This is a genomic window from Pseudomonas sp. AIG (assembly GCF_977020205.1).
In genome coordinates this window covers 19,828-43,472 of sequence record NZ_CDROCK010000054.1, presented here as the reverse complement: position 1 = coordinate 43,472, position 23,645 = coordinate 19,828, and the positions used below count along the sequence as shown (strand labels likewise).

Here is a 23,645-nt window from a genome sequence, read left to right as displayed (position 1 = left end):
CGTCTCTCTCACGCCTGCCGCAATTGGCTTGCCGTGAATACCGGGCGCTGTTCACAGCGCACTTCAAATAGTCCCAGGTCATGCCCATCGACGTCGCGCATGTGCACGACCGTGACGAATGTCGGCGTGTCCTCCGGGTGATCCCTCCAATGTGCAGCCGCTGCCAGTTCGGCCAAGTCTTCAGGGGTGCGCTGGTCGACGTAACTGGTCGGTAGAGCCAGTTCGCCGGGCAGCTTGTTGGCGACGTATCGAATAATCATGGCTTCCCCCTCCTTACGCTTGGCGCACCAAATGAACGACAAAGTCAGAGGGGATGCCCGAGTGAATGCCCTGTGCTTTCAGATTCATCGCCGCTTTGATTTGAAACTGGGTGCAGTCGTCGGCCAGGAAATGCTTGGCCCCCGTCATGGCTTTCTCTGTGATCAAGTTCACGAAGTACGGGGTTGTCCAGTGCTGGCCTACGAGGATTGGCGCCTCGATGCCCTGCGCTTGCAGTTCGGCTTGAATGGCGCGCAGTTGGGTTGTTTTGCCCGTGGCTTGCCCGCCAGTTATGACTTGTACTTGCATGGTGTTGCTCCTTGTTTTGCTGGTTGGATCAGGCCGCGCCTGAAAAAATGTCGCGTGTGCCCCGGCGTCCCCCGGAACAACCGGAACAATTAAAAGTTGATGACCGCGAACCCGAGGTTTATGGGGCTTTCAGCGCGCCTTTGCGGTGGAACGGATAACTGGAACATTGCGGAACAGCGAATTCGGAAAAATCGCTGTAGCCCTTGAAGCACAAGGCTTTGCGGGTTGTTCCGGCAAGTGCCTATGGCGGAACACTCCCGGAACAGCGATTGGAAAGTTGTTCCAGTGCGTTCCGGTTTGTTCCGGTCGATGATGGTGGGTTTATGCTTGTTATCTATTTGTTTTTTATAGATATTTTTCTTATAGATATTCATGTTCCAGATGTTCCGCCCAGTCAGTGGCCACACACGCATTTGCACAAAACTTGGGGTGCTCCCCCACGCACCTGGTTTAACACCCACGACGTTTTTCACGACTTGCTCCCCTTCCGGAACAACCAGCAGTTGAGCGAGCGTTTCTCGATTACCGATCGGACTTTGCGGGTTTCGATGAACGTGTGTGTGGTGCTGAGCGGTAAAGCTCGGTGCAGTTGAGTCGCGTGAATGACTTCTTGGCCAGCCAGACGGCAAGCGTTGTGGAAGTGTTCGATGTTGATCGCGATCAGATCTTTATCGGCGCTGTGATTGAGCGTTTCCTGCGTGACCTCGCGATCCCCATCCTTGTCGCTGATGAACATCGTCCGCTCGTTCAGGTAGTGATAGATCTGCCAGAAGCGGCCGGCTGTCGGGTTCTCAGTGCTGACGCGCTGCTGGCGGTCAATCGCGCGCCGTTCGATGTGTTTGATCAGTTGGTCCAGGGTGTCGTCGCTCCACTCGGGAAACAGCGCCTGAGTGGCTTTGGCTGCTGCCATCATCTGTGCGTGACACAGCACAATCCGCTGATGCTGGATTGCCGTATTGGCTTGCAGGCGTTGTTCGTACTCCGCAAAGGCGTCGAAGTAACGTTGAAGCCATTCCGACTCTTGGCCTATGCAATGCCCTAGATATCCCGCCAAGTGCTCCACCGGCAGACTGTTCAGGCGTACGGCTAGAACCTTTAACGCAGGTGTGTGGTGTGCTCTGGTTGCGTGGTAGTGGCTGATACGAGTCAGGATCGGCTCTGAGCCTTCCACACTGGCGTTCTGTGCGATGCACAGAGCGGCGAGGAAGACCAGGCTGTCGGTGTCGTTGCTCGAGGATTTCACGCCAACCGTTCGCAACGTAGCGTTGTGGTCGAACAACTGTTTCCAGATTTCCCAGTTGTACTGACTGACTACCGTGCGGCCTTGCGCGTCGACAGACTGGCTGTCGGATTCGATCAGCACCACCGGCAAATTGCTGACTTGGGACAGGGCGCGGGTCAAACCGATCGCACTGGCGCCGGTACTGTTGGGCTTGATGCCCTCAAAGTTGGATCGGCCGAACAGGCGCCATAGAAACCTGAGCAAGCTGGATTTGCCGGCACCGGCGTCACCGGTCAACTCCAGAAAAGGCCACGACTCTTGTTTGCTGCGGATCTGCTGAACAAACAGCGTTGCCGTCCACCACGATAGCGCCGCCAGTCCATTCAAATGGTGCACGGCGAGAAAGTCGGAAAACCAGCTTGGATCGAACGGGTTACCTCGAACGATCACAAGGCTGTTGAGTGAGGTTTTCAGACCGGTCTTACCCACTTCCAGATAGCCATGATCGTTCGCCAGGTACTCGCGGCCCTTGTGGTAACCGAACTTCTGATAGCAGTAGGTCTTGCTCGCCGCGTCATACCCTACGAACGGCAGCGATCGAACGGTAAGCGCATTGTCCAGCCACTTACTGCGAAGCATGGCCAGCACCTTTTCACCGCCTTCGAAGTTGCCGCCCGGGGTGCGCTCCAGCAAAGATTTGGCAAAGCTGCGGGGATCACCAATGGAGTTCGGCGCTAGCGGTTCCTTGCAGTTCTGTGCGGTGTTAGGAAAGTTGAATTGAAAAAAGAACTGCTGGTCACCGGTGATGGCATCTCGCTGGATGTACTCAAAATGCGGAACGCAGTTGGCCACTTGCTTCATGTCGCAATGCTTTTCGAACTTTGGCCAGTGGCCGTTCACGTTATCGCCGTCCAGATCCTTGTTCAGTTCGTCGGTGTTGATCTTGGCGGAGTAGAGGCGATTCTGAAATTCGACCAGGAAGAAGCTACGCGGCCTCTTGAGGTAAAGAAGAAACGCTTTTTTGGCGGCGCTGACCGCCACGAACAAGCGGCCCTGGTAGCAGGCTTCCCGCATGAAGTCGTCATTCAGTTGGCCATCGCGGTAAACGTCGTCCCAATCGCGGTCCGCCCCAGCGAGCGCTACCCATGCCTTTTCATCTTTGGCGTGCAACTGACTGCGGTATTTCGGGATGACAGAGTGACCGGCGGCGTCGTCGTCCAGGGCGATGACCCAGCGGACTTTCTTGCCCTTGTGTTCCTCGATCAGATTCCAGGGAAAGTTATTGGCTGAAATCGAAGCGACGGCCTTGTAGCCGGCAAGGAATAAAGCGATAGCGTGGAAGATGCCTTCAACGACATAAACGGTATCCCCTGGCTCGATGGTCATTCCTGGCGGCGCCCAGCATCCGCCCTTGTAGTCCATCCCCTTTTTGATCCCCGCCTTATCTCCCTCGTTTGCCTTGACCATGGTGACGTCAATGATGCGTTCCCAATGACCGTTGCAAAGCGGGAACCGGACAGTGTCAGCCCATTGGCCGTCCTTCATTGGACGGCGGCCTTGTTCATACCAGCCCTTCATCTTGCTGATATCAAAGCCGCGATTACGCTGTAGGTAAGCATCGGCCGTCGCGTTTGGATTCAGCTCGGTACGAGGGAACCGCTCACTGAGGTTTTCGAACAGGTGGCTGTAGCGCTCCCGGGTTTTTTCCTCGAATTGGCATTGGTTCAAGCGATTGCACTTGAGCTGATAAGGCTGCTTTCGAGCGATGTACAGGGTGCGTTCCCCACACCCAGGACAAACACCTTTTTGAAAGTAGGTGGTGCCGATGTCTTTGAAGTCCAGGTCGTTGTCATGCTTCAGGGCTTCGACCACTTCCAAGCGGTAGATATCTTCGAATTGCATTTCCAGCCCCTCAGCGCTTGGCCGATGCGGACATAACGCGCTCGGCCTGCTGAGCTGCTTCGATGGCCAAGGCGAGCATGTTGATCAGCACCGCTTCTTTCGAGCCTTCCGTCTTTTCACGAATCAGGATGCGGCCGCGCTCGATGTCGTTTCGGATGGCTCGTTCCGACTGGCCGGAGCGTCGGGCTAGTTCTCTGACAGTGGTGTAGGGCGTGTCGATCGTGATCTGCATTTGGTAAGCTCCGTGGGTATATATGCAGCAGATATGTATCTGCGCCCACAGAATATGTATGTACATACACAAAATCAAGGGGTCGTCATGGATTTAGGAAGCAAGCTCAAGGAAGTGCGGCTGACAGAGCGACTGACACAAACCGAAATTTGCGAACTCACCGGCGTCAAAATGGATACTTGGAAGGGCTATGAGTATGGACGCAGTAAGTCCGTCAGCTCGGTTGAGTTGTTGAAGGTCACCATGCATCCGCGGTTCAAAAAATATGCGCTGTGGCTGGTGACTGATGAGGTCGCACCTGAAGCGGGTCAGATCAGCCCCGTGATTGGCCAGTGACGTAGGACGCGACACCATGCCGATAAGAAAACTACCGGATGGCCGCTACGAAGTGGACTGCCGCCCTGACGGCAGCTACGGCTATCGAACCCGCAGGATTTTCCCTACCAAAAACGAAGCAACCCATTACCACAGCAAGGTCATGGGGGAAGGTGCGTCGGGGCAAGTTGCTAAGCCCGCCAAGCACGATGCGCGAACTATGCTCGACCTGGTCAATCGCTGGTACGTCGTCCACGGCCAGAACCTGAAGACCGGCAAACAGCGCCTAGCGTTGTTGGTCAGTATGGTGAATCGAATGGGGAACCCGAAGGCGCATAAGTTCACTTCTGCTCACTTTGCGCAGTACCGCGCCGAGCGCGCAGAGGGGAAGCATTCCAGATCGACGCCAGGCACTGGTTACTCCAAAGACGGCGCGGATCCGAAGCCCATCAGCGCAAACATGCTGAATCATGAGCTGACGTATCTACGTGCTGTATTCAACGAGCTGGCCAGACTGGGGGAGTGGGACGTCGACAACCCGCTGGGCAAGGTGCGCAAACTCAAGTTCGACGAAACGGAGATGGCCTACCTGCTGAGCGAGCAGATCGAGCAACTATTGGGCGATCTGGCTAAACGGGATTCCGACGCCGGGTTGATCGCTGAAGTGTGTCTGGCCACCGGTGCCAGGTGGGGCGAAGCGGAAGCGCTTCAACCGCGCCAGGTGCGAAATCAGATGGTGCACTACAGCCGCACCAAATCCAGCAAGAATCGGTCTGTGCCAATCTCGAAACGGCTTGAGGAGCGGTTGAAAGCTGCTCTGCCTTTCAGACCTTGCGCCATCACCTTTCGGCGTAGTGTTGAGGCGATCGGATTAGAGTTACCCGATGGGCAGATGACGCACGTCCTGCGACACACATTCGCATCCCATTACATGAGGAACGGCGGAGATATTTTGACGCTTCAAAAAGTGCTTGGGCATGCGACGTTGGCCATGACTCAAAAGTATGCTCACTTCAGTCCTGGACACTTGGCCGAAGTCGTCAATCTGAATCCACTGGCCAGCCTCTTGGAAGCGAAACCGATGATCGCTGAGGTAGCGTAAATGTCCGTCCAAAATTGAAATTGGACGAATTTTGGACGGACCGCATTTTTTGCAATTCGCCTGACCGGTTTTTTCAGTTGCCAGAAACGACGAAAGCCACGTAATACGTGGCTTTCAAGATGGTGGGCCCACACGGACTTGAACCGTGGACCAAAGGATTATGAGTCCTCTGCTCTAACCAACTGAGCTATAGGCCCTCAGTAGGCCGCGGATTATAGCGACGGTTTCTCGGCTGTGCTATCCGAATAATCCGATACGGTTACACGAAGAAACGTTGCCGCGAATTCTTCCGGCGGTAGCGGCAGGCTGACGATGTAGCCCTGGATCTGTTCGCAGCCCTCGACGGCGAGAAATTGTTGTTGTGCCTGGGTTTCCACGCCCTCGGCGATGACCGTGAATTGCATGCTCCGTCCCAGCGCGATGATAGCCCGGACAATGGCCGCGTCGTGGGGGTCGTCGGGCAATCCGCGGACAAACGACTGGTCGATTTTGAGGATGTCCAGCGGCAAGCGTTTGAGGTAACTGAGCGAAGAATATCCGGTACCGAAGTCGTCGATCGCCAATTGTACGCCGAGGTGTTTGAGCTGATGCAACACGGCCAGCGCCTCTTCGGCCTGACTCATGATGAAATTCTCGGTAATTTCCAGTTGCAGTAAATCCGGCTGCAGGCCGTTGTCGTTGAGCAGTTGTTCGATGCGTCCGAGCAGATTCGGCTGGCGCAGTTGCGCGCCGGCGAGGTTCACCGACAGTGGGCCGAGGCTGTCGTAGACCTGATTCCATTCGAACATTTGCCGGCACGCGGTCTCGAGCACCCAGTCACCGATCTGCAGGATCATGCCGTTCTCTTCGGCCAGCGGAATGAAGTGCTCTGGCGGTACGTCGCCGAAAGTCGGGTGACGCCAGCGGATCAGCGCCTCTGCACCGACCAGGCGATGGTCGTCGAGGCTGATTTTCGGTTGGTAGTAGAGGAATAGCTCGTCACGCTCGATGGCCCGACGCAGCTCGTGTTCCAGCGCGATGCGCTCGCTGGCCTGGGCGGTGAGATCGCGGGTGTAGCTTTCGACGCGGTTGCGACCCTTTGCCTTGGAGCGGTACATCGCCGCGTCGGCGTTTTTCACCAGTGTGGCGACGTCGCAACCGTCCCGTGGATAGAGGCTGGTGCCGATGCTGGCGCTGATGAAGAACTCATGCTCGCCAGCCTGGAACGGCGCACCAAAGCAGTTGAGCAGTTTGGTGGCGATGTTGTCGGCGTCGCTGGCCTGTTGCAGGCCGGGCAACAGGATGATGAATTCGTCACCGCCCAGACGCGCCACGGTATCGATGTCGCGCAGTTGCTCTTTCAGGCGCACGGCGATGCCCTTGAGCAGCAGGTCACCGACCGGATGGCCGAGGCTGTCGTTGATGTGTTTGAAACGGTCGAGATCGAGAAACAGCACGGCGCCTTGACCGCCGTTTTCCTGCTGACTGTTCAGTGCCATCAACAGGCGGTTTTCGAACAGTGTGCGGTTTGGCAGGCCGGTGAGCGGGTCGTGGTGCGCCTGATAGTCGAGTTTGGCTTGGGCATGTTTGAGGCTGGAGATGTCGGCAAACACCGCAACAAAGTGGGTGATGAACTTGTCGCGGTTGCGTACCGCACTGATGGTCAGCCAGCTCGGATACAACTCGCCGTTCTTGCGCCGGTTGGAGATCTCGCCTTGCCAGTGACCTTCATCGGTCAACTGGTGCCACATTGCTGCGTAGAACGCGCTGTCGTGAAGGCCGGAGGCAAGCAGGCGCGGGGTATGGCCGAGCGCTTCGCTTTCGCTGTAGCCGGTGATCTCGGTGAAGGCGCGGTTGACTGCGCTGATGTGCTGTTGGGTGTCGGTAATCAGCACGCCTTCGGCAGTGCTTTCGAACACGGTGGCGGCCTGTTGCAGTTTTTCCTGCATCAGATGGCGTTCGGTGATGTCGCGGGCGATGGTCAGCATGCAGTCTTCTTCACCGATCGGCAGCGGCCGGCTGGACACTTCGCAGAGGCGAATCTGCCCGTCACTGCGGCGGATGTGGCAGGTGAAGTCACGGACGAAGCCATCGCGATGCAACAGGTCGAGCATCTGTTTGCGTTCATTGAGATTGACCCAGATGCCCAGATCCAGCGCGGAGCGATCCACCGACATGGCGCTGTTGAAACCGGTGATGCGGCTGAAACCTTCGTTGACTTCCAGCAGCAGGCCATCGCTCTGGCGCGACAGCAACAAGCCATCCGGGGAGGCGTGAAAGGCCTTGGCGAATTTTTCTTCAGAGGTTTGCAGTTGTTGCTGGGTTTCCTTGAGTTGGGTGATATCGCGCACAACGACCACCAGCGCTGGCGTGGTATCCAGATCCAACGGCTCGGCGGAGATCAGGCCAGTGAACAACTGGCCGTTGTTGCGGCGAAAGGGCATCTCCAGATTGCGAATACTGCCCGCCTGCAAACGCTGCAGTAGCCCCGGACCGACGCCGGGAATGCCCCAGATATTGAGATCAGTCGCCGTCTGGCCCAGCACTTCCTCGGCGGTCAGTCCGATCTGTTCTTCAAACGCTTCGTTGACCTCCAGCAGACAGCCATCGGACAGCCGTGCAATCACCAGAATGTCCGGGCATTGCTGGAAGACCGAGGCGAATTTCTGCTCCGAGAGCCGCAGCGCCTCTTCGGTGCGCTTGATTTCGCTGATATCGATCATCAAACCGCGCATCACCGGCTCATGACCGTGCTCGATCAGGCTGACAATGTCGCGCACCCACAAGCAGCGGCCATCTGCGGTGATCACGCGATAATCGACGATGTGATCGCGCCCCTCACTGAGGGCTGCTTTGCAGTAACTTTGCGTGCGAGTCAGGTCGGCCGGATGAATGATGTTGTGCCAGAAACCGGGGATCAGCCAGTGCGATTGCGGGTAGCCGAGCAAGTCTTCGGCGTGGGGCGACACATAGCTGTAGGTGAAGTCGCTCATCCGCGCTTCCCAGGCGATGGCCGACAAGCTCTCGACCAGTCCGCGATAGTGATATTCGCTGCTGCGCAGTTCCTGTTCGAGGTCGATACGTCGGGCGATTTCCGAGCTCAGGCGGCGGTTGATGCGGATTACCACGGCGAGGATCGTCACCAACAGCAACAGCCCCGGTAAACCGTAGACCAGCAGATCCGACCAGAATGTCCGATGATCAAGGACGTTGCCGACCCAGTGCTCCTGAATGCTGCTGATTTCATCAGGACTCATGTCGGCCAGAACTTTGTCGAGAATCCCCACCAATACCTTGTTGTCGCGCGGCACGGCCATTGCCAATTGGTAGCGATACGGGGTTTCGCCGCTGACGTACAGGCCGTCGAGTTTGAGTTGGCGCAGGCTCCAGACACTGGACGCGAGATCACCGACGACAGCGTCCACCTCGTCGGTTGCCAATGCCTGCAGTGCCGAGCTGACATTGGGCATGGCGACCAGATTCAGATCGGGGTGGTGGGTGCGCAGCAGTTCGTGGGGCGCATAGTTTTCCACCACGGCGATTTTCAAACCGTACAGGTCGTCGAGTTTGCGCGGCTGCGCGCCGCCGATGTGGGCGAGGATGACAATCGGGAAATCAAGATAGGGGCGGGTAAACGACAGGTAGGTCTGGCGTTCAGGGGTGGACATGATGCCAGGCAGCAGGTCGATCTTGCCCGACTTCACTTGTTCCAGCACCACTGTCCAGCTCACCGGTTCGATGGGCGTCAATTTGATCGCCAGGCGTTGGCGAATCACGTCGATATAGTCGGCTGCGAGCCCCTGATAGCGATTCTGATCGTCACGAAACTCAAAGGGCGGCCACGACGCATCGACACCCAGGCGCAAGTCCGGGTGAGCCGCCAGCCAGCTACGTTCTTCATCGGTCAGAGTCAGCGCGTCAGCCGTTGCGGTCCAGATCATCAGTGACAGCAAAAAAAGCACGGACGCCAATCTGGGCATAACGCTCTCGTTATGGCTCGGGGATGATTGTTTCGAGTGTAGACGGGGTATGCGGGGGAGGGGCGTTGCGAAGGATTTTAATCTGCCACATAAACAAAACCCCCGGCCTGGGCCGGGGGTTCTGGTATCACTCGTCGAGGAAGGAGCGCAGATGCTCGCTTCGCGTCGGATGGCGCAGCTTGCGCAGCGCCTTGGCTTCGATCTGACGGATCCGCTCACGCGTTACGTCAAACTGTTTGCCCACTTCTTCGAGTGTGTGGTCGGTGTTCATGTCGATACCGAAACGCATGCGCAGTACTTTGGCTTCACGGGCAGTGAGGCCGGACAGCACTTCGCGAGTCGCTTCTTTCAGGCTCTCAACAGTGGCGACATCGATTGGCGACTGCATGGTCGAGTCTTCGATGAAGTCACCCAGATGGGAGTCTTCGTCATCACCGATCGGGGTTTCCATGGAGATCGGCTCTTTAGCGATCTTCAATACCTTGCGGATCTTGTCCTCAGGCATTTCCATGCGTTCACCCAGCTCTTCCGGGGTCGGTTCGCGACCCATTTCCTGCAACATCTGCCGGGAAATACGGTTGAGCTTGTTGATCGTCTCGATCATGTGCACCGGAATACGGATGGTGCGGGCCTGGTCGGCGATCGAGCGAGTGATCGCCTGACGGATCCACCAGGTGGCATAAGTCGAGAACTTGTAACCACGACGGTATTCGAACTTGTCCACCGCTTTCATCAGACCGATGTTGCCTTCCTGGATCAGATCGAGGAATTGCAGGCCGCGGTTGGTGTACTTCTTGGCGATCGAGATCACCAGACGCAAGTTGGCTTCAACCATCTCTTTCTTCGCGCGGCGGGCCTTGGCCTCACCGATCGACATGCGACGGTTGATGTCCTTGATTTCTGCGATGGTCAGACCGGTTTCGGTTTCCAGCGCGATCAGTTTCTGCTGGCAACGAATGATGTCCGGCTGCACGCGACCGATGGCTTCGGCGTACTTGCTCTTGCCTTTGGCCAGGGCGTCGGACCAGCTTTCGTCGACTTCGTTGCTCGGGAACTGACGCAGGAAATCGGCGCGTGGCATACGTGCATCACGTACACACAGTTGCATGATCGCGCGCTCTTGCTGACGCAGACGATCCAGGGCACCGCGAACACGCTCGACCAGGCCTTCGAATTGCTTCGGCACCAGTTTGATCGGCATGAACAGCTCGGCCAGTACCAGCAACTCGGCAATCGCTGCCTTGTTGTTGCGACCGTGCTTTTTCAGGGCCTTGCGGGTGATTTCCATCTGATCAGCCACGGCGCCAAAGCGCTGGGCAGCGATGACCGGATCCGGACCGCTTTCGGCTTCTTCTTCGTCATCGGAAGATTCGGCTTCGTCGTCATCGGTATCGTCGTCAGCTTTCGCCACTTTCGCTTCGACAGGCGGCGGCACTTCGGCAGGCGGCGCAATGCCGTCGTCCGGGTCGATATAACCGCTCAGAACGTCGGACAGGCGACCACCTTCGGTGGTGACGCGAGTGTACTCGGAGAGAATGTGGTCAACCGTGCCAGGGAAGTGCGCGATTGCGCTCATCACTTCACGGATGCCCTCTTCGATACGCTTGGCGATTTCGATTTCGCCTTCACGAGTCAGAAGCTCGACCGTACCCATTTCACGCATGTACATGCGCACTGGGTCAGTGGTGCGACCGATATCGGTCTCCACCGCTGCCAACGCAGCCGCTGCTTCTTCCGCAGCGGCCTCGTCGGTATCGGCGTCGGCCAACATAAGGGCGTCCGCATCCGGAGCACTCTCGTGTACGGGGATCCCCATGTCGTTAATCATGCGGATGATGTCTTCCACCTGCTCTGGATCTGAAATATCCTCGGGCAGGTGGTCGTTGACCTCGGCGTAAGTCAGATACTTCTGCTCACGACCCAGTTTGATCAACTCAATAATACGAGACTGCTGTTGCGCTTTTCCGGACATAACACCCTATCCACTGAAGGTCTTGGCGGGCAAAAAACAAGCCGAGGATTATACCTGAGCTATGACCTCACGCGCCAGTTGAGGTCGGGTTTGATGCGGAAACATTGCGACTTAGTAGGTCGCGCAGTTGATTTTTCTCTTCGATACTCAGTTCGCTTTGACGCGCTTTCCTGAGCAACTGTTCCAGATTTCGCTCGCGTTGGCGGGCTGACAAGCTAGTAATGGTGTCGAAAAACTGTTGTTCAAGGTTATCTCCGTCAATCAGCCACTCCTTTTCTGCTAATGCCTTGAGCAAACGACCCTGTTCAGTGCCGTGCCATCGCGCGATCAACTGAAATGAGTTTAGCTTGGGATTCTTCTGTACGGCTTCGAGCAGCGCCACAAGTAGTTGGGCGTTGGTCTGATTCTCGTCTGCAATGTGCCCGGCGTCTTCGACGCGCTCGGCCAGTTGCGGGTGATGAAGCAGGGTGCGCAGGGCGGTCAGGGTTGGTGACTCGACACCAATCGGCGTACGCGGGCGTTGCTGATCGCGATCACCGCCACGCTTACCGTTTTTGTCCCAGGGCTTCTTGTCCCACTTTTTGCCGCCAGCGCCGGGTTTCTTTGGCGTCCACTCCTGCTGCGGCACATACATGTCCTGTGCCTGCGGCTGATGGTAGTCGCTGTAGTCCGGCATTGCGTCGTAATCGATGCCCGGATCGTAGGCGGGCGGCGCTTCCTGCGGCGCACTTTGTGCGAGCTGGCTGACGGTTTCGCTGCTCAGTCCGGTGATTTCGGTCAGGCGTTGACGCATCAAAATCCGCAGATTGGCGCCCGGCACTTTGTCGATCAGCGGTGCCGCGAGGGTGGCCATGTGGGCCTTGCCTTCGAGCGAGCGCGGATCGGCTTCTTCGGTCAGTTGCTGGAAGAAATAATCCGCCAGCGGCTGAGCATGTTGATTGATCCTCGCCTTGAATGCATCAGTGCCTTCGGCGCGCACCAAGGTATCCGGGTCTTCGCCTTCGGGCAGAAACAGAAAACGTGCGCGACGCCCGTCCTGCAGGCTTGAAAGCGTTGCTTCCAGTGCGCGCCATGCGGCGTTGCGGCCGGCCTGATCGCCGTCGAAGCAAAACAGCACGTTCGGCACTACGCGGAACAGACGCTTCAAGTGTTCTTCGCTGGTTGCGGTGCCGAGCGTCGCGACGGCATTCTTCAGCCCTTGCTGAGCGAGGGCGATGACGTCCATATAGCCTTCGACGACGATGATTTCGTCGAGGTTGCGGTTGTTCTTGCGCGCTTCATAGAGGCCGTAGAGTTCCTGGCCTTTATGGAATACCGGGGTTTCCGGTGAGTTCAGGTACTTCGGCTTGTCGTCGCCGAGTACGCGGCCGCCGAAAGCGATAATTCGCCCACGGGTGTCGCGGATCGGGAACATCACGCGATCGCGGAAGCGGTCATAGCGTTTGCCAGTCTCGGCGTTCTCGATCAGCAGCCCGGCGTCGATCATGGCCTTCTGCTGCAAAGTGTCGCTGCTCAAATGCTTGAACAGGTTGTCCCAGCCGGGTGGCGCGAAGCCGAGACCGAAATCCCGGGCGATCTCGCCCGTCAGGCCGCGGCCCTTGAGGTAGTCCACTGCAGCTTTTCGCGATGGATGGCTCTTGAGCGCCTGCCGATAAAAGTCGGCGGCAGCGGTGAGCAGCGGATACAGCGGCGAATCGGTCGGCTGCCGCGGTTTATGTGGACGGCCGCTTTCTTCGCGAGGGATTTCCATGCCGGCGGCTTTCGCCAGATCTTCGACGGCCTGGGGGAAGTCCAGGTTGTCGTGATCCATGAGAAAGCCGAGGGCATTACCGCCGGCGCCGCAGCCGAAGCAGTAATAGAACTGCTTGTCGGGGCTGACGCTGAAAGACGGGGTTTTCTCTTTGTGAAACGGGCAACAGGCGGTGTAGTTCTTGCCGGCCTTCTTCAATTGCACGCGCGAACTGACCACATCGACGATGTCGGTGCGGTTCAGCAGGTCGTCAATGAAGCTCTGGGGAATCAGCCCGGCCATGGCGTACTCGTCGTCTGCGCTGTAATAAGTCCGATGCGTAAGGCTGCCGGACGCGGGTCATTGTTTGAAGCGCGCAAAATATGCGGCTCGACCGGTGTCGTCTGCGTAATCGCTGTCGGGAAGTGTATCTGCCGAAAATCCCCTGACGTTAGTACTCATCAGTCTTCGACTATTTGAAAGTGTTGCGCTGAATCCGCTGACGGCCGGTTAAGGGCCTCGGATAGCTCAATAAAGCGGGCACGCATGCAGGTGCCTTGGGCTGATCGTCGTGAGAGGAATCAGTGGGTGTGCTCGTCAGTAGCCTTGAAAGGCTCGTCAGAAAAGACGTGCACCGCTGGCAAAAGAGCCAGGTCTGACGCGTGAAGCAGATTTGTCTCAGTCGCGTGTGCGGCTTCGACGGTGAAGCATCAAGCGTTTTACGCAAATGCCATTAGCCCGGCTGAGAGCCGGGCTTAGGCAAGAAGCTTGCTACGAACGTCTGTGTATTAGTACAGACGAACGGCGCGGCGCTGTTCGCGCTGAACTTTCTTGGCGTGACGCTTAACAGCGGCTGCTGCTTTGCGCTTACGCTCAGAAGTTGGCTTCTCGTAAAATTCGCGGCTACGAACTTCAGCCAGTACACCGGCTTTTTCGCAGGAGCGCTTGAAACGACGCAGAGCTACGTCGAAGGGTTCGTTCTCTTTAACTTTGACGGCTGGCATCCAGAGCTACCTTCATTCATTACCGGGGTCAACATCCTCGCGGCAAAAGAGCACTTGAAGACGTCGGTTTTTAAGGGTTGCGGATGTTAACCCCTCATCGCTCGGAATGCAAAGCCTCTGATCGAAAACCGCTGGTCGGGGCATCACGCGGGGACTATTATGCGCGCCTTCGAATTCAGCCTAAACAAGGCGCAAACCCATGCTAGTACTGGGATTAGAAACCTCCTGCGACGAAACCGGCGTCGCATTATATGACAGCGAACGCGGCCTGCTGGCCGACGCACTGTTCAGCCAGATCGACCTGCATCGCGCCTATGGCGGGGTGGTGCCGGAGCTCGCCTCGCGTGACCACGTCAAACGCATGCTGCCCTTGATTCGTCAGGTGTTGGCAGAAGCTGACTGCGTGCCGACCGAGATCGATGCGATCGCCTATACCGCGGGTCCTGGACTGGTTGGCGCGCTGCTGGTCGGTGCATCCTGTGCTCAGGCGCTGGCCTTTGCCTGGGGCATTCCGGCGCTCGGCGTGCACCACATGGAAGGGCATTTGCTGGCGCCGATGCTGGAGCCGAAACCGCCGCAATTCCCGTTCGTCGCTTTGTTGGTCTCCGGCGGTCATACGCAGCTGGTTCAGGTCGATGGCATCGGTCAATACAGCCTGCTCGGCGAGACGCTCGACGATGCCGCCGGCGAAGCTTTCGACAAGACCGCGAAGATGATGGGCCTCAATTATCCGGGTGGGCCGGAAATCGCCAAGTTGGCAGAGAAGGGTGTCGCAGGACGTTTTACCTTTCCGCGTCCGATGTGTGATCGTCCGGGCCTGCAATTCAGTTTCAGTGGTCTGAAAACCTCTGCGCTCAACGCCTGGCAGCAGTGCGTCAGCGCCGGGGACGACAACGAGCAAGCCCGTTGCGACATCGCGCTGGCGTTCCAGCAGGCCGTGGTGGAGACTTTGACCATCAAGTGCAAGCGTGCCCTCAAGCAGGCAGGCATGAAGCGTCTGGTGATCGCAGGCGGCGTCAGCGCCAACAAGGCCTTGCGGGTTTCGCTGGAAAAGATGCTCGGCGACATGAAGGGCGATGTGTTTTATGCGCGCCCGGAGTTCTGTACCGACAATGGCGCGATGATCGCGTTTGCCGGTTGCCAGCGTTTGCAGGCCGGTCAGCAGGAAAGTCTGGCAATCAGCGTGCAGGCGCGCTGGCCGATGGAGCAGTTGTCGGCGTTGTGATGAGCGGCGCTCATGGGCGCTATTTAAAAATGCCGTTCGCGCCCGGCAAACAGGTCGCGTAGATTGCCGCGGTGGCGCCAGACGATCAGTAAGGTCAGTGCGCTCATCGGCACCAGCGCCTCCGGTTCCTGCCAGGCTAACAGCGGCAAGGTCAGTGGCGTGGCGATCAGCGCCGCCAGCGAGCTGGTGCGGGTCAGGTAGAACGTCAGCAGCCAGGCGCATACTGCCAACAGTGCTGCAGGCGGATACAGGCCCAACAGCATGCCGGCAGCGGTGGCGACACCTTTGCCACCACGGAAGCGGAAATACAGCGGGAACAGGTGACCGATCACGGCGCACACGCCGATCCACGCCTGATCCTGCAGCGAAAGGCCTGCAGCCGAGGCGATCAGCACCGGCACCAGGCCTTTGCACAGATCACCCAGCAGGGTCAGGATCGCGAGTTTGCGGCCGGCCAGGCGCAGCATGTTGGTGGCACCGGCATTGCCCGAGCCACTCATTCGCGGATCCGGATTTCCGGTCAGGCGGCTGAGCAAAATGGCGAAGGACAGCGAGCCAAGCAGGTAGGCGAAAGTCGCCAGTAACCAAAACATGCTAACTATTCCGGGCGAGGACGCCCTGATTCTAACGGCGCATTGCGCCCTTGTCGTGCAGCGGAGAGAAGTGCTTGGACAGAGTGTTTATCGAGGGCCTGGAAGTTGACACTGTGATTGGTGCCTACGACTGGGAGCGCGGCATCCGACAGTGCCTGCGCCTTGATCTGAGCTTCGCCTGGGACAATCGTCCGGCCGCCGCCGGTGACGACCTCACTCTGGCGCTCGACTACGCCAGTGTTTCCGCGCGGATTCAGGCGTTTGCCGAGCAGGCGCAGTATCAACTGGTCGAGACGTTCGCCGAGCGCCTGGTTGAGGTGCTGATGAATGAATTCAAGATTACCTGGGTTCGCCTGAAGTTGACCAAGCCAGGCGCTGTACCGGCTGCGAAAGGTGGCGTGGGTGTGGAGATCGAGCGCGGATGTCGCTGACTCAGGTGTACCTCGGGCTCGGTAGCAACATCGAGCGCGAAAACCATTTGCGCGCCGGGCTCGACGCTTTGGCGACGTTTCTGGTGGATATCCGCTGTTCGGCGGTGTTCGAGAGCCAACCGGTGGGTATCAAGAGCGGGCCGTTCTTCAACTTTGTGGTGTCGGCGTTTACCGATCTGCCGTTGATGGAGCTGGATCGACGCTTGAAATTCATCGAGGCGGACAATGGTCGCTACGCGCCGGATCGCAAGGGTTTGCCGCTCGATATCGACGTGCTGTTGTATGGCGAACTGGCGGGAAATTTCGACGGGTTGGTTCTGCCACGTGCCGAGATTCTGAAAAATGCTTTTGTGCTGTGGCCGTTGTCGCTGATTGCGCCGGACCGCCTGCATCCGGGTGTGGGAAAAAGCTTCGCGACGTTGTGGGCTGAGGCGCAGATCGACCAAGTGCTGGCGCCGGTCGCGTTCGAGTGGCGTGGCGAGCAATTGACCCCGCAGAATCTTTAACAGCGACAGATCGCAGCCTGCGGCAGCTCCACAGAGAACGCGTGTTGCCGTGTAGGAGCTGCCGCAGGCTGCGATCTGTTGATCTTGCTTCAGGCGTTCTCTTTGTACGCTTTCAACGCCTTCAACCGCTCACGCTTCAGCGCTTCGCCCAGTTCGGGGCCTTTGAACCCCTTCTCCAGCAACGGCTGCACCGCCACCTCCCGCGCAACCTTGGCTGCGCCACGCAAATAATCCGCCTGTGGATAACTTCTCTGCTCGAGCCCCTTGCGGCCCCGCGCATCCATCTCGCACGCAACGATAAACTCTTCAAACCGCTGCGGTCGGCGATACACATCAAAACTCTGCAACAGCTCTAGCAGTGTCGAAGCCTTCAACTCCAGTGCCCGGTGCCCATGGGTGTGGTACTGGCCGACCAATAGCGCCAATTCCTGACAATCTTTCGGTGCCTTGAAGCGTTCGTTGACCGCTTTGATCAGCTTCAGTCCTGTGTGCTCGTGGGCGATGTGCCGTGGCCATTCTGCTGCTGGTGTCAAACCTTTGCCGAGGTCGTGCAGCAGGCAAGCCCAGCGCACGGTCAGCGGTTGTTTGTGCAGCGCCGACTGCTCCAGGACGCTAAGCGTGTGCAGGCCGGTGTCGATTTCCGGGTGATGGGCTTCCGGTTGCGGCACACCAAAAAGTGCGTCGACTTCCGGCATCAGTACCTTCAACGCGCCACAGTCGCGAAGCACCTGAATGAACACCTGCGGCTGATCCTCCATCAGCGCGCGGGAGATTTCCTTCCAGCTGCGCTCGGCGGTCAACGCCTCCAGTTCGCCGGAGTCGCTGAGCTGCCGCATGAATTCCAGTGTTTCGGGCGCGACGGTGAAGCCTAATCCGGCATAACGCGCGGCGAAACGGGCAACGCGCAGCACTCGTAGCGGATCTTCGGCAAACGCCGGGGAAACGTGGCGCAGGATGCGCGCTTCAAGATCGCGCTGGCCATGGTAAGGATCGGTCAGATTGTGCTGATCGTCCTCGGCCATGGCGTTGATGGTCAGGTCACGGCGAATCAGGTCTTCTTCAAGCGTCACTTCGGGGCTGGCATGAAAGGTGAAGCCGCCGTAACCGCGACCGCTTTTGCGTTCGGTGCGGGCGAGGGCGTATTCCTCGCCGCTTTTGGGATGAAGAAACACCGGAAAATCCGCGCCGACCGGCCGATAACCCTTGGCGAGCATCTCTTCCGTGGTGGCGCCAACCACCACCCAATCGATATCCGTGACCGGTTTACCGAGCAGGCGATCTCGAACCGCACCGCCAACCTTGAAAATCTGCATAAAAAACCTCCGTTAGCCCGACAGGATAACCCTTGCGTCAGACTTTCGGAGGCCAGACCGGATCAAAGATGAATGACGGCCAGATCCAGTCGACCGTAATCCCCTTCGCTGTGTTCACTGCGTGGCGGAACGTGATGGGTTTTCATGATTTGGTCGCCTTGCAGGGTTTCCAGGTGGATATCGAAGCCCCACAAGCGATGCAGGTGTTTGAGCACCTCGTCGGTGGAATCTCCCAGCGGTTTGCGGTCGTGCTGTTGGTGACGCAAGGTCAGTGAGCGGTCGCCGCGCCGATCGATGCTGTAGATCTGCACGTTTGGCTCACGGTTGCCGAGGTTGTACTGCGCCGCCAAAGTTTCACGGATGATCCGGTAGCCGGGTTCGTCGTGGATGGCCGGCACCAGCAAGTCGTCCTTTTGATCGTCATCCATAATGCTGAACAGCTTCAGATCACGGATTACCTTGGGTGACAGGTACTGCAGGATGAAGCTCTCATCCTTGAAACTGCTCATGGCGAACTTGATGGTCGATAGCCAGTCGGTACCGGCGATTTCCGGGAACCAGTGACGATCTTCCTCGGTTGGCTCTTCGCACATGCGCCTAATGTCGCGGTACATGGCAAAACCCAACGCATACGGGTTGATACCGTTGTAGTACGGGCTGTCGAAGCCAGGCTGGAATACCACGCTTGTGTGTGACGTCAGAAACTCCATCATGAAACCGTCGGTTACCAGTCCCTCGTCATACAGGTCGTTCATCAGCGTGTAGTGCCAGAACGTCGCCCAGCCTTCGTTCATCACCTGGGTCTGACGCTGTGGATAAAAGTACTGAGCGATCTTGCGCACGATTCGCACGATTTCGCGCTGCCAAGGTTCGAGCAATGGCGCGTGTTTCTCGATGAAGTAGAGGATGTTTTCCTGCGGCTCGGCCGGAAAGCGTGCATTGTCCCTGTCGCTATACTTGTCCGCGCCTTTGGGGATGGTGCGCCACAGATCGTTGATCTGCTTCTGCAGGTGTTCTTCGCGATCCTTCTGTCGCCGGCGTTCCTCTTCGGCGGAAATCGGATACGGGCGTTTATAGCGGTCAACGCCGTAGTTCATCAACGCATGGCAGGAGTCGAGCAGGTCTTCCACCGCATCGATGCCGTGGCGCTCCTCGCACTGCATGATGTACTGCTTGGCGAACACCAGGTAATCGATGATCGAGCTGGCGTCGGTCCAGGTGCGAAACAGGTAATTGCCCTTGAAGAAGCTGTTGTGGCCATAGCACGCGTGCGCCACCACCAGCGCCTGCATGCAGATGGTGTTTTCTTCCATCAGATAGGCAATGCAAGGATCGGAGTTGATCACGATTTCGTAGGCCAGGCCCATCTGCCCGCGACTGTAGGATTTCTCGGTGCTGAGGAAGTGTTTGCCGTAAGACCAGTGGTGATAACCCAGCGGCATGCCCACCGAGGCGTACGCGTCCATCATCTGCTCGGCGGTGATCACTTCGATCTGGTTGGGATAGGTATCCAGCGCATAGCGGGCCGCGATCCGGGCGATTTCGCGGTCGTAGGTCTGGATCAGCTCGAACGTCCATTCGGAGCCTGTGGAAATGGGTTGGCGCTTCTGCTCTTTGGCGGTCATGTCACTAACCTGCGCTGGAAGAGTTCACGGAAGACCGGATAGATATCCCCGGCCGAGACCAGTTGTTGCTGGGCAAAAGTGTCAGAGAAGGCTTCGGCAATGCGTTCGTATTCGTACCACAAGGCCTGATGTTCGCGCGGGGTGATCTCCACGTAAGTGTAGTACTGCACAAACGGCATGATCTGGTTGATCAGGATGTCGCGGCAGATCGGCGAGTCGTCGTTCCAGTTATCACCGTCGGAAGCCTGCGCCGCGTAGATGTTCCACTCGTTGCTCGGGTAACGCTCGGCCATGATCTCCTGCATCAGCTTCAGGGCGCTGGAGACGATGGTGCCGCCGGTTTCCCGTGAATAGAAAAACTCCTCTTCGTCGACTTCTCGGGCGCTGGTGTGGTGGCGGATGAACACCACGTCGATCTTGTCGTAATTCCGTTTCAGGAACAGGTACAACAGGATGAAAAAGCGTTTGGCGATGTCCTTGGTCGCTTGGGTCATGGAGCCGGAAACGTCCATCAGGCAAAACATCACCGCTTTCGAGCTGGGGTTCGGTTGTTTGATCAACAGGTTGTATTTCAGGTCGAAGGTGTCGAGGAACGGTACGCGATGGATGCGCGCGCTGAGCTTTTCGACTTCGGCCTCGAGTTCCTGAATATCGCCGAAGTTGTCCGGCTCTTCGCGTCTCAGGCGCTCAAGTTCTTCTTTGACTTCGCGCAGTTTCGCCCGACTGCTGCCAGACAGGGCAATGCGCCGTGCATGCGCCGAACGCAGCGTGCGGATGATATTGATGCGTGACGGATTGCCTTCGTTGCTGATCCCGGCCCGCACGGTTTTGAAGGTGTCGGTACCGCTGAGGTTGCGCTTGACCAGATTCGGCAGCTCGAGGTCTTCGAACATGAACTCGAGGAATTCTTCCTGGGTGATCTGGAAGACAAACTCGTCCATGCCCTCGCCGGAATTGCCTGCCTTGCCTGGACCGCGCCCGCCGCCACCGCCCGGTGGCCGAGCAATGTGTTCGCCGGCGGTAAATTCCTTGTTGCCGGGGTGGACCACGGTTTGCTTGCCGCCACGGCCGTGATGAAGCACCGGTTCGTCGATGTCGCGACCGGGAATGCTGATCTGTTCGCCGTGTTCCATATCGGTAATGGAGCGCCGGCTGACCGCCTCTTCGACGGCCTTCTTGATGTGGTCACGGTAACGCCGCAGGAAACGCTGGCGGTTTACCGTGCTCTTGTTCTTGCCATTGAGACGTCGGTCGATCACATAACTCATAGGAAGCCCTCCGGGCAGCTTCAAGTTGTGAGCTTCAAGCTGCAAGTAAAAGCAGGTTCCCGGGCATCAGTGGGTTACGCGCTTTGTTCTTGCAGCTTGTAGCTAGAAGCTTGCAGCTGCTTCACTGCGACTTCCGTACCCGCAGGTACCATTCGGAAAGAAGCCGTACCTGTTTGTCGGTGTAGCCGCGTTCGACCATTCGAGTGACGAAGTCGTTGTGCTTTTGCTGATCCTCCTTGCTGGCCTTGGCATTGAAGCTGATGACCGGCAGCAGATCTTCGGTGTTCGAGAACATTTTCTTCTCGATGACCACCCGCAGTTTTTCGTAGCTGAGCCAGGTCGGGTTTTTGCCGTTGTTGTTGGCCCGGGCGCGCAGGACGAAGTTGACGATTTCATTGCGGAAATCCTTCGGATTGCTGATGCCGGCCGGTTTCTCGATTTTCTCCAGTTCTTCGTTCAGGGCGACGCGGTTGAGGATCTCGCCGGTTTCCGGATCACGATATTCCTGATCCTGAATCCAGAAGTCCGCGTAGAGCACGTAGCGGTCGAAGATGTTCTGGCCGTACTCGCTGTAAGACTCGAGGTAAGCGGTCTGGATCTCCTTGCCGATGAATTCGATATAACGCGGTGCCAGGTATTCTTTCAGGTAACGCAGATAGCGCTCGCGGGTTTCAGCCTGGAATTGTTCCTGTTCGATCTGCTGTTCCAGTACATAGAGCAGGTGCACCGGGTTGGCGGCGATTTCATGCGGATCGAAGTTGAACACTTTGGAGAGGATCTTGAATGCGAAGCGGGTCGACAGACCGTTCATGCCTTCGTCAACGCCGGCCGAGTCGCGGTATTCCTGAATAGACTTGGCCTTCGGATCGGTGTCCTTGAGGTTTTCGCCGTCGTACACACGCATCTTCGAATAGATGTTGGAGTTTTCCGGCTCCTTCAGGCGTGACAGCACAGTGAACTGCGCCAGCATTTTCAAGGTGTCCGGCGCGCAATGCGCTTTGGCCAGGGAGCTGTTGAACAGCAGTTTGTCGTAGATCTTCACTTCGTCGCTGACGCGCAGGCAATACGGCACTTTGACGATGTAGATCCGGTCGATGAACGCTTCGTTGTTCTTGTTGTTGCGGAAGGTGTGCCACTCCGATTCGTTGGAGTGGGCGAGCAGGATCCCGGTGAACGGAATCGCGCCGAGGCCTTCGGTACTGTTGTAGTTGCCTTCCTGAGTCGCGGTCAGCAATGGGTGCAGCACCTTGATCGGTGCCTTGAACATTTCAACGAATTCCATCAGGCCCTGGTTGGCTCGGCACAGCGCACCGGAATAGCTATAGGCGTCGGCGTCGTTCTGTGGGTATTCCTCGAGTTTGCGGATGTCGACTTTACCGACCAGGGCGGAAATGTCCTGGTTGTTCTCGTCGCCCGGTTCGGTCTTGGCCACGGCGATCTGATTGAGGATCGACGGGTACAGTTTGACCACGCGGAACTGGCTGATGTCGCCACCGAATTCGGCCAGGCGTTTGGTCGCCCATGGCGACATGATGGTGTTCAGGTAGCGCCGCGGAATACCGAAATCTTCTTCGAGGATCGCGCCATCTTCAGTGGCGTTAAACAGACCCAGTGGCGATTCGAATACGGGCGAGCCCTTGATTGCGTAGAAGGGCACTTTCTCGATCAGCTGTTTCAGCTTCTCGGCCAGCGACGATTTACCGCCGCCGACGGGGCCGAGCAGATAAAGGATTTGTTTCTTCTCTTCCAGGCCTTGGGCGGCGTGGCGGAAATACGAAACGATCTGGTCGATGCATTCTTCCATCCCGTGGAAGTCTTCAAAGGCCGGATAGCGACGGATCACCTTGTTGGAGAAGATGCGTGACAGCCTCGAATTGGTCGAGGTGTCGAGCAGTTCCGGTTCGCCGATCGCCAGCAATAGACGCTCGGCGGCGGAAACGTAGGCGCTACGGTCTTTCTTGCACAGCTCCAGGTACTCTTGCAGCGAGAGTTCTTCCTGGCGTGTGGACTCGAAGCGTTGTTGGAAGTGGCTAAAGATACTCATGACGTCACCTCGCTCGATACGTGGAGCCGACGCCGGATCACTCAGTCGATGCTGGCAAACAACCGTTTTGGCAGTTGTTTGTTTACCCCCCAGAACACTTCCACGATCGACAATCGTGAAAGTCACTCCCGATGACCCGTGCGCCGGTGTACCGGCTCTCCCCTGATTTGGATGGCCTGGGCTTAAGGATAGTTGGGAATTCAGGAGGTAAAGGCGAGATACGTAATTAGTTGTCGCAAGACCGTTCGTCTGCCCGCGCAGGCCCGCGGCAGCCGGGGCCTGCGCGTGACAAAAAAATTATTCGGTGGTGCCTTGGGCGGTTTCTGCAGGATAAGTCGTACGCCACAACTCGAAGCCGCCATCCATGCTGTAGACGTCGGAGAAGCCTTGGCTGATCAGATACGCGGCAGCGCTCTGACTGGAGTTGCCGTGATAGCAGACCACTACCGTCGGTGCATCAAGGTCGGCGGCACGGATGAAATCCGAGATGGAAACGTTGTCCAAATGCTTCGAGCCGCTGATGTGCAGGGCGGCAAAAGTCGCTGGGTCACGGACATCGACTACAATGGCACCTTGCTCACGCAGGGCTTGGGCCTGTTCCGGGGGGATTCGTTTGAATTCGCTCATGGCGGGTTC

20 protein-coding genes and 1 tRNA gene are annotated in these 23,645 nt (G+C 57.6%); 5 read left to right on the top strand and 16 right to left on the bottom strand.

Annotation, left to right across the window (positions count from 1 at the left end; genetic code table 11):
• Window positions 1-8: 8 nt before the first annotated feature.
• From ACWR1S_RS25295 to ACWR1S_RS25275, 5 genes are all read right to left on the bottom strand, one after another.
• Window positions 9-260 (bottom strand): hypothetical protein, encoded by a 252-nt coding sequence (locus tag ACWR1S_RS25295; protein WP_454565397.1) that lies wholly within the window; start codon window positions 258-260, stop codon window positions 9-11.
• 13 nt (window positions 261-273) lie between these two features.
• Window positions 274-567, bottom strand: coding sequence for a hypothetical protein (locus ACWR1S_RS25290; protein WP_454565396.1), 294 nt, complete (start codon window positions 565-567; stop codon window positions 274-276).
• 89 nt (window positions 568-656) lie between these two features.
• Entirely contained in the window at window positions 657-1,040 is a 384-nt protein-coding gene (locus ACWR1S_RS25285; RefSeq protein ID WP_454565395.1) for a hypothetical protein, read from the bottom strand.
• A complete protein-coding gene (locus ACWR1S_RS25280) occupies window positions 1,037-3,661 on the bottom strand; it encodes a toprim domain-containing protein (RefSeq protein WP_454565409.1) in 2,625 nt (874 codons plus the stop codon). The genes ACWR1S_RS25285 and ACWR1S_RS25280 overlap by 4 nt, the downstream gene beginning before the upstream one ends.
• A 40-nt stretch (window positions 3,662-3,701) precedes the next feature.
• Window positions 3,702-3,923: a hypothetical protein gene (locus ACWR1S_RS25275; RefSeq protein WP_454565394.1), complete on the bottom strand. Its 222-nt coding sequence runs from the start codon at window positions 3,921-3,923 to the stop codon at window positions 3,702-3,704.
• Between the two features lie 87 nt (window positions 3,924-4,010).
• On the opposite strand from ACWR1S_RS25275, the gene ACWR1S_RS25270 reads away from it, so the two are divergent.
• Together ACWR1S_RS25270 and ACWR1S_RS25265 are read left to right on the top strand one after the other, a co-directional pair.
• Window positions 4,011-4,259, top strand: a complete 249-nt coding sequence (locus ACWR1S_RS25270; protein ID WP_454565393.1) for a helix-turn-helix domain-containing protein — start codon at window positions 4,011-4,013, stop codon at window positions 4,257-4,259.
• 16 nt (window positions 4,260-4,275) lie between these two features.
• A complete protein-coding gene (locus ACWR1S_RS25265) occupies window positions 4,276-5,340 on the top strand; it encodes a phage integrase (protein ID WP_454565392.1) in 1,065 nt (354 codons plus the stop codon).
• A 120-nt stretch (window positions 5,341-5,460) separates the two neighbouring features.
• Here the strand turns inward: ACWR1S_RS25265 and ACWR1S_RS25260 are convergent.
• From ACWR1S_RS25260 to rpsU, 5 genes are all read right to left on the bottom strand, one after another.
• Window positions 5,461-5,537, bottom strand: a tRNA-Ile gene (locus ACWR1S_RS25260).
• Window positions 5,538-5,552: 15 nt separating this feature from the next.
• On the bottom strand, window positions 5,553-9,299 hold the full coding sequence (locus ACWR1S_RS25255; RefSeq protein ID WP_454565391.1) for a bifunctional diguanylate cyclase/phosphodiesterase: 3,747 nt from the start codon (window positions 9,297-9,299) through the stop codon (window positions 5,553-5,555).
• Between the two features lie 127 nt (window positions 9,300-9,426).
• Window positions 9,427-11,271, bottom strand: a complete 1,845-nt coding sequence (rpoD, locus tag ACWR1S_RS25250; protein WP_454565390.1) for an RNA polymerase sigma factor RpoD — start codon at window positions 11,269-11,271, stop codon at window positions 9,427-9,429.
• A gap of 67 nt (window positions 11,272-11,338) precedes the next feature.
• A complete protein-coding gene (dnaG, locus tag ACWR1S_RS25245) occupies window positions 11,339-13,303 on the bottom strand; it encodes a DNA primase (protein ID WP_422610347.1) in 1,965 nt (654 codons plus the stop codon).
• 485 nt (window positions 13,304-13,788) lie between these two features.
• Window positions 13,789-14,004 (bottom strand): 30S ribosomal protein S21, encoded by a 216-nt coding sequence (gene rpsU / locus ACWR1S_RS25240; protein WP_002551877.1) that lies wholly within the window; start codon window positions 14,002-14,004, stop codon window positions 13,789-13,791.
• Window positions 14,005-14,203: 199 nt separating this feature from the next.
• Here rpsU and tsaD point away from each other — a divergent pair, with 199 nt between their 5' ends.
• A complete protein-coding gene (gene tsaD / locus ACWR1S_RS25235; RefSeq protein ID WP_123594035.1) occupies window positions 14,204-15,229 on the top strand; it encodes a tRNA (adenosine(37)-N6)-threonylcarbamoyltransferase complex transferase subunit TsaD in 1,026 nt (341 codons plus the stop codon).
• A gap of 23 nt (window positions 15,230-15,252) precedes the next feature.
• Here the strand turns inward: tsaD and plsY are convergent, their stop codons facing one another.
• Window positions 15,253-15,822, bottom strand: a complete 570-nt coding sequence (gene plsY / locus ACWR1S_RS25230) for a glycerol-3-phosphate 1-O-acyltransferase PlsY (RefSeq protein ID WP_454565389.1) — start codon at window positions 15,820-15,822, stop codon at window positions 15,253-15,255.
• Window positions 15,823-15,896: 74 nt separating this feature from the next.
• Here plsY and folB point away from each other — a divergent pair, with 74 nt between their 5' ends.
• Complete coding sequence (gene folB, locus ACWR1S_RS25225) at window positions 15,897-16,253, top strand: dihydroneopterin aldolase (protein WP_454565388.1); 357 nt, start codon at window positions 15,897-15,899, stop codon at window positions 16,251-16,253.
• Window positions 16,244-16,759: a 2-amino-4-hydroxy-6-hydroxymethyldihydropteridine diphosphokinase gene (folK, locus tag ACWR1S_RS25220; protein WP_454565387.1), complete on the top strand. Its 516-nt coding sequence runs from the start codon at window positions 16,244-16,246 to the stop codon at window positions 16,757-16,759. Before folB ends, folK begins: the two co-directional genes overlap by 10 nt.
• A gap of 89 nt (window positions 16,760-16,848) precedes the next feature.
• On the opposite strand, the gene ACWR1S_RS25215 is transcribed toward folK, so the two are convergent.
• From ACWR1S_RS25215 to glpE, 5 genes are all read right to left on the bottom strand, one after another.
• Window positions 16,849-18,072: a multifunctional CCA addition/repair protein gene (locus tag ACWR1S_RS25215; protein WP_454565386.1), complete on the bottom strand. Its 1,224-nt coding sequence runs from the start codon at window positions 18,070-18,072 to the stop codon at window positions 16,849-16,851.
• A 62-nt stretch (window positions 18,073-18,134) separates the two neighbouring features.
• Complete coding sequence (locus ACWR1S_RS25210; protein WP_454565385.1) at window positions 18,135-19,697, bottom strand: SpoVR family protein; 1,563 nt, start codon at window positions 19,695-19,697, stop codon at window positions 18,135-18,137.
• A complete protein-coding gene (locus ACWR1S_RS25205; protein WP_158953247.1) occupies window positions 19,694-20,965 on the bottom strand; it encodes a YeaH/YhbH family protein in 1,272 nt (423 codons plus the stop codon). Before ACWR1S_RS25205 ends, ACWR1S_RS25210 begins: the two co-directional genes overlap by 4 nt.
• Before the next feature lie 121 nt (window positions 20,966-21,086).
• A complete protein-coding gene (locus ACWR1S_RS25200) occupies window positions 21,087-23,009 on the bottom strand; it encodes a PrkA family serine protein kinase (protein WP_007910115.1) in 1,923 nt (640 codons plus the stop codon).
• A gap of 297 nt (window positions 23,010-23,306) precedes the next feature.
• Window positions 23,307-23,636: a thiosulfate sulfurtransferase GlpE gene (gene glpE, locus ACWR1S_RS25195; protein ID WP_454565384.1), complete on the bottom strand. Its 330-nt coding sequence runs from the start codon at window positions 23,634-23,636 to the stop codon at window positions 23,307-23,309.
• Between the last annotated feature and the right edge of the window lie 9 nt (window positions 23,637-23,645).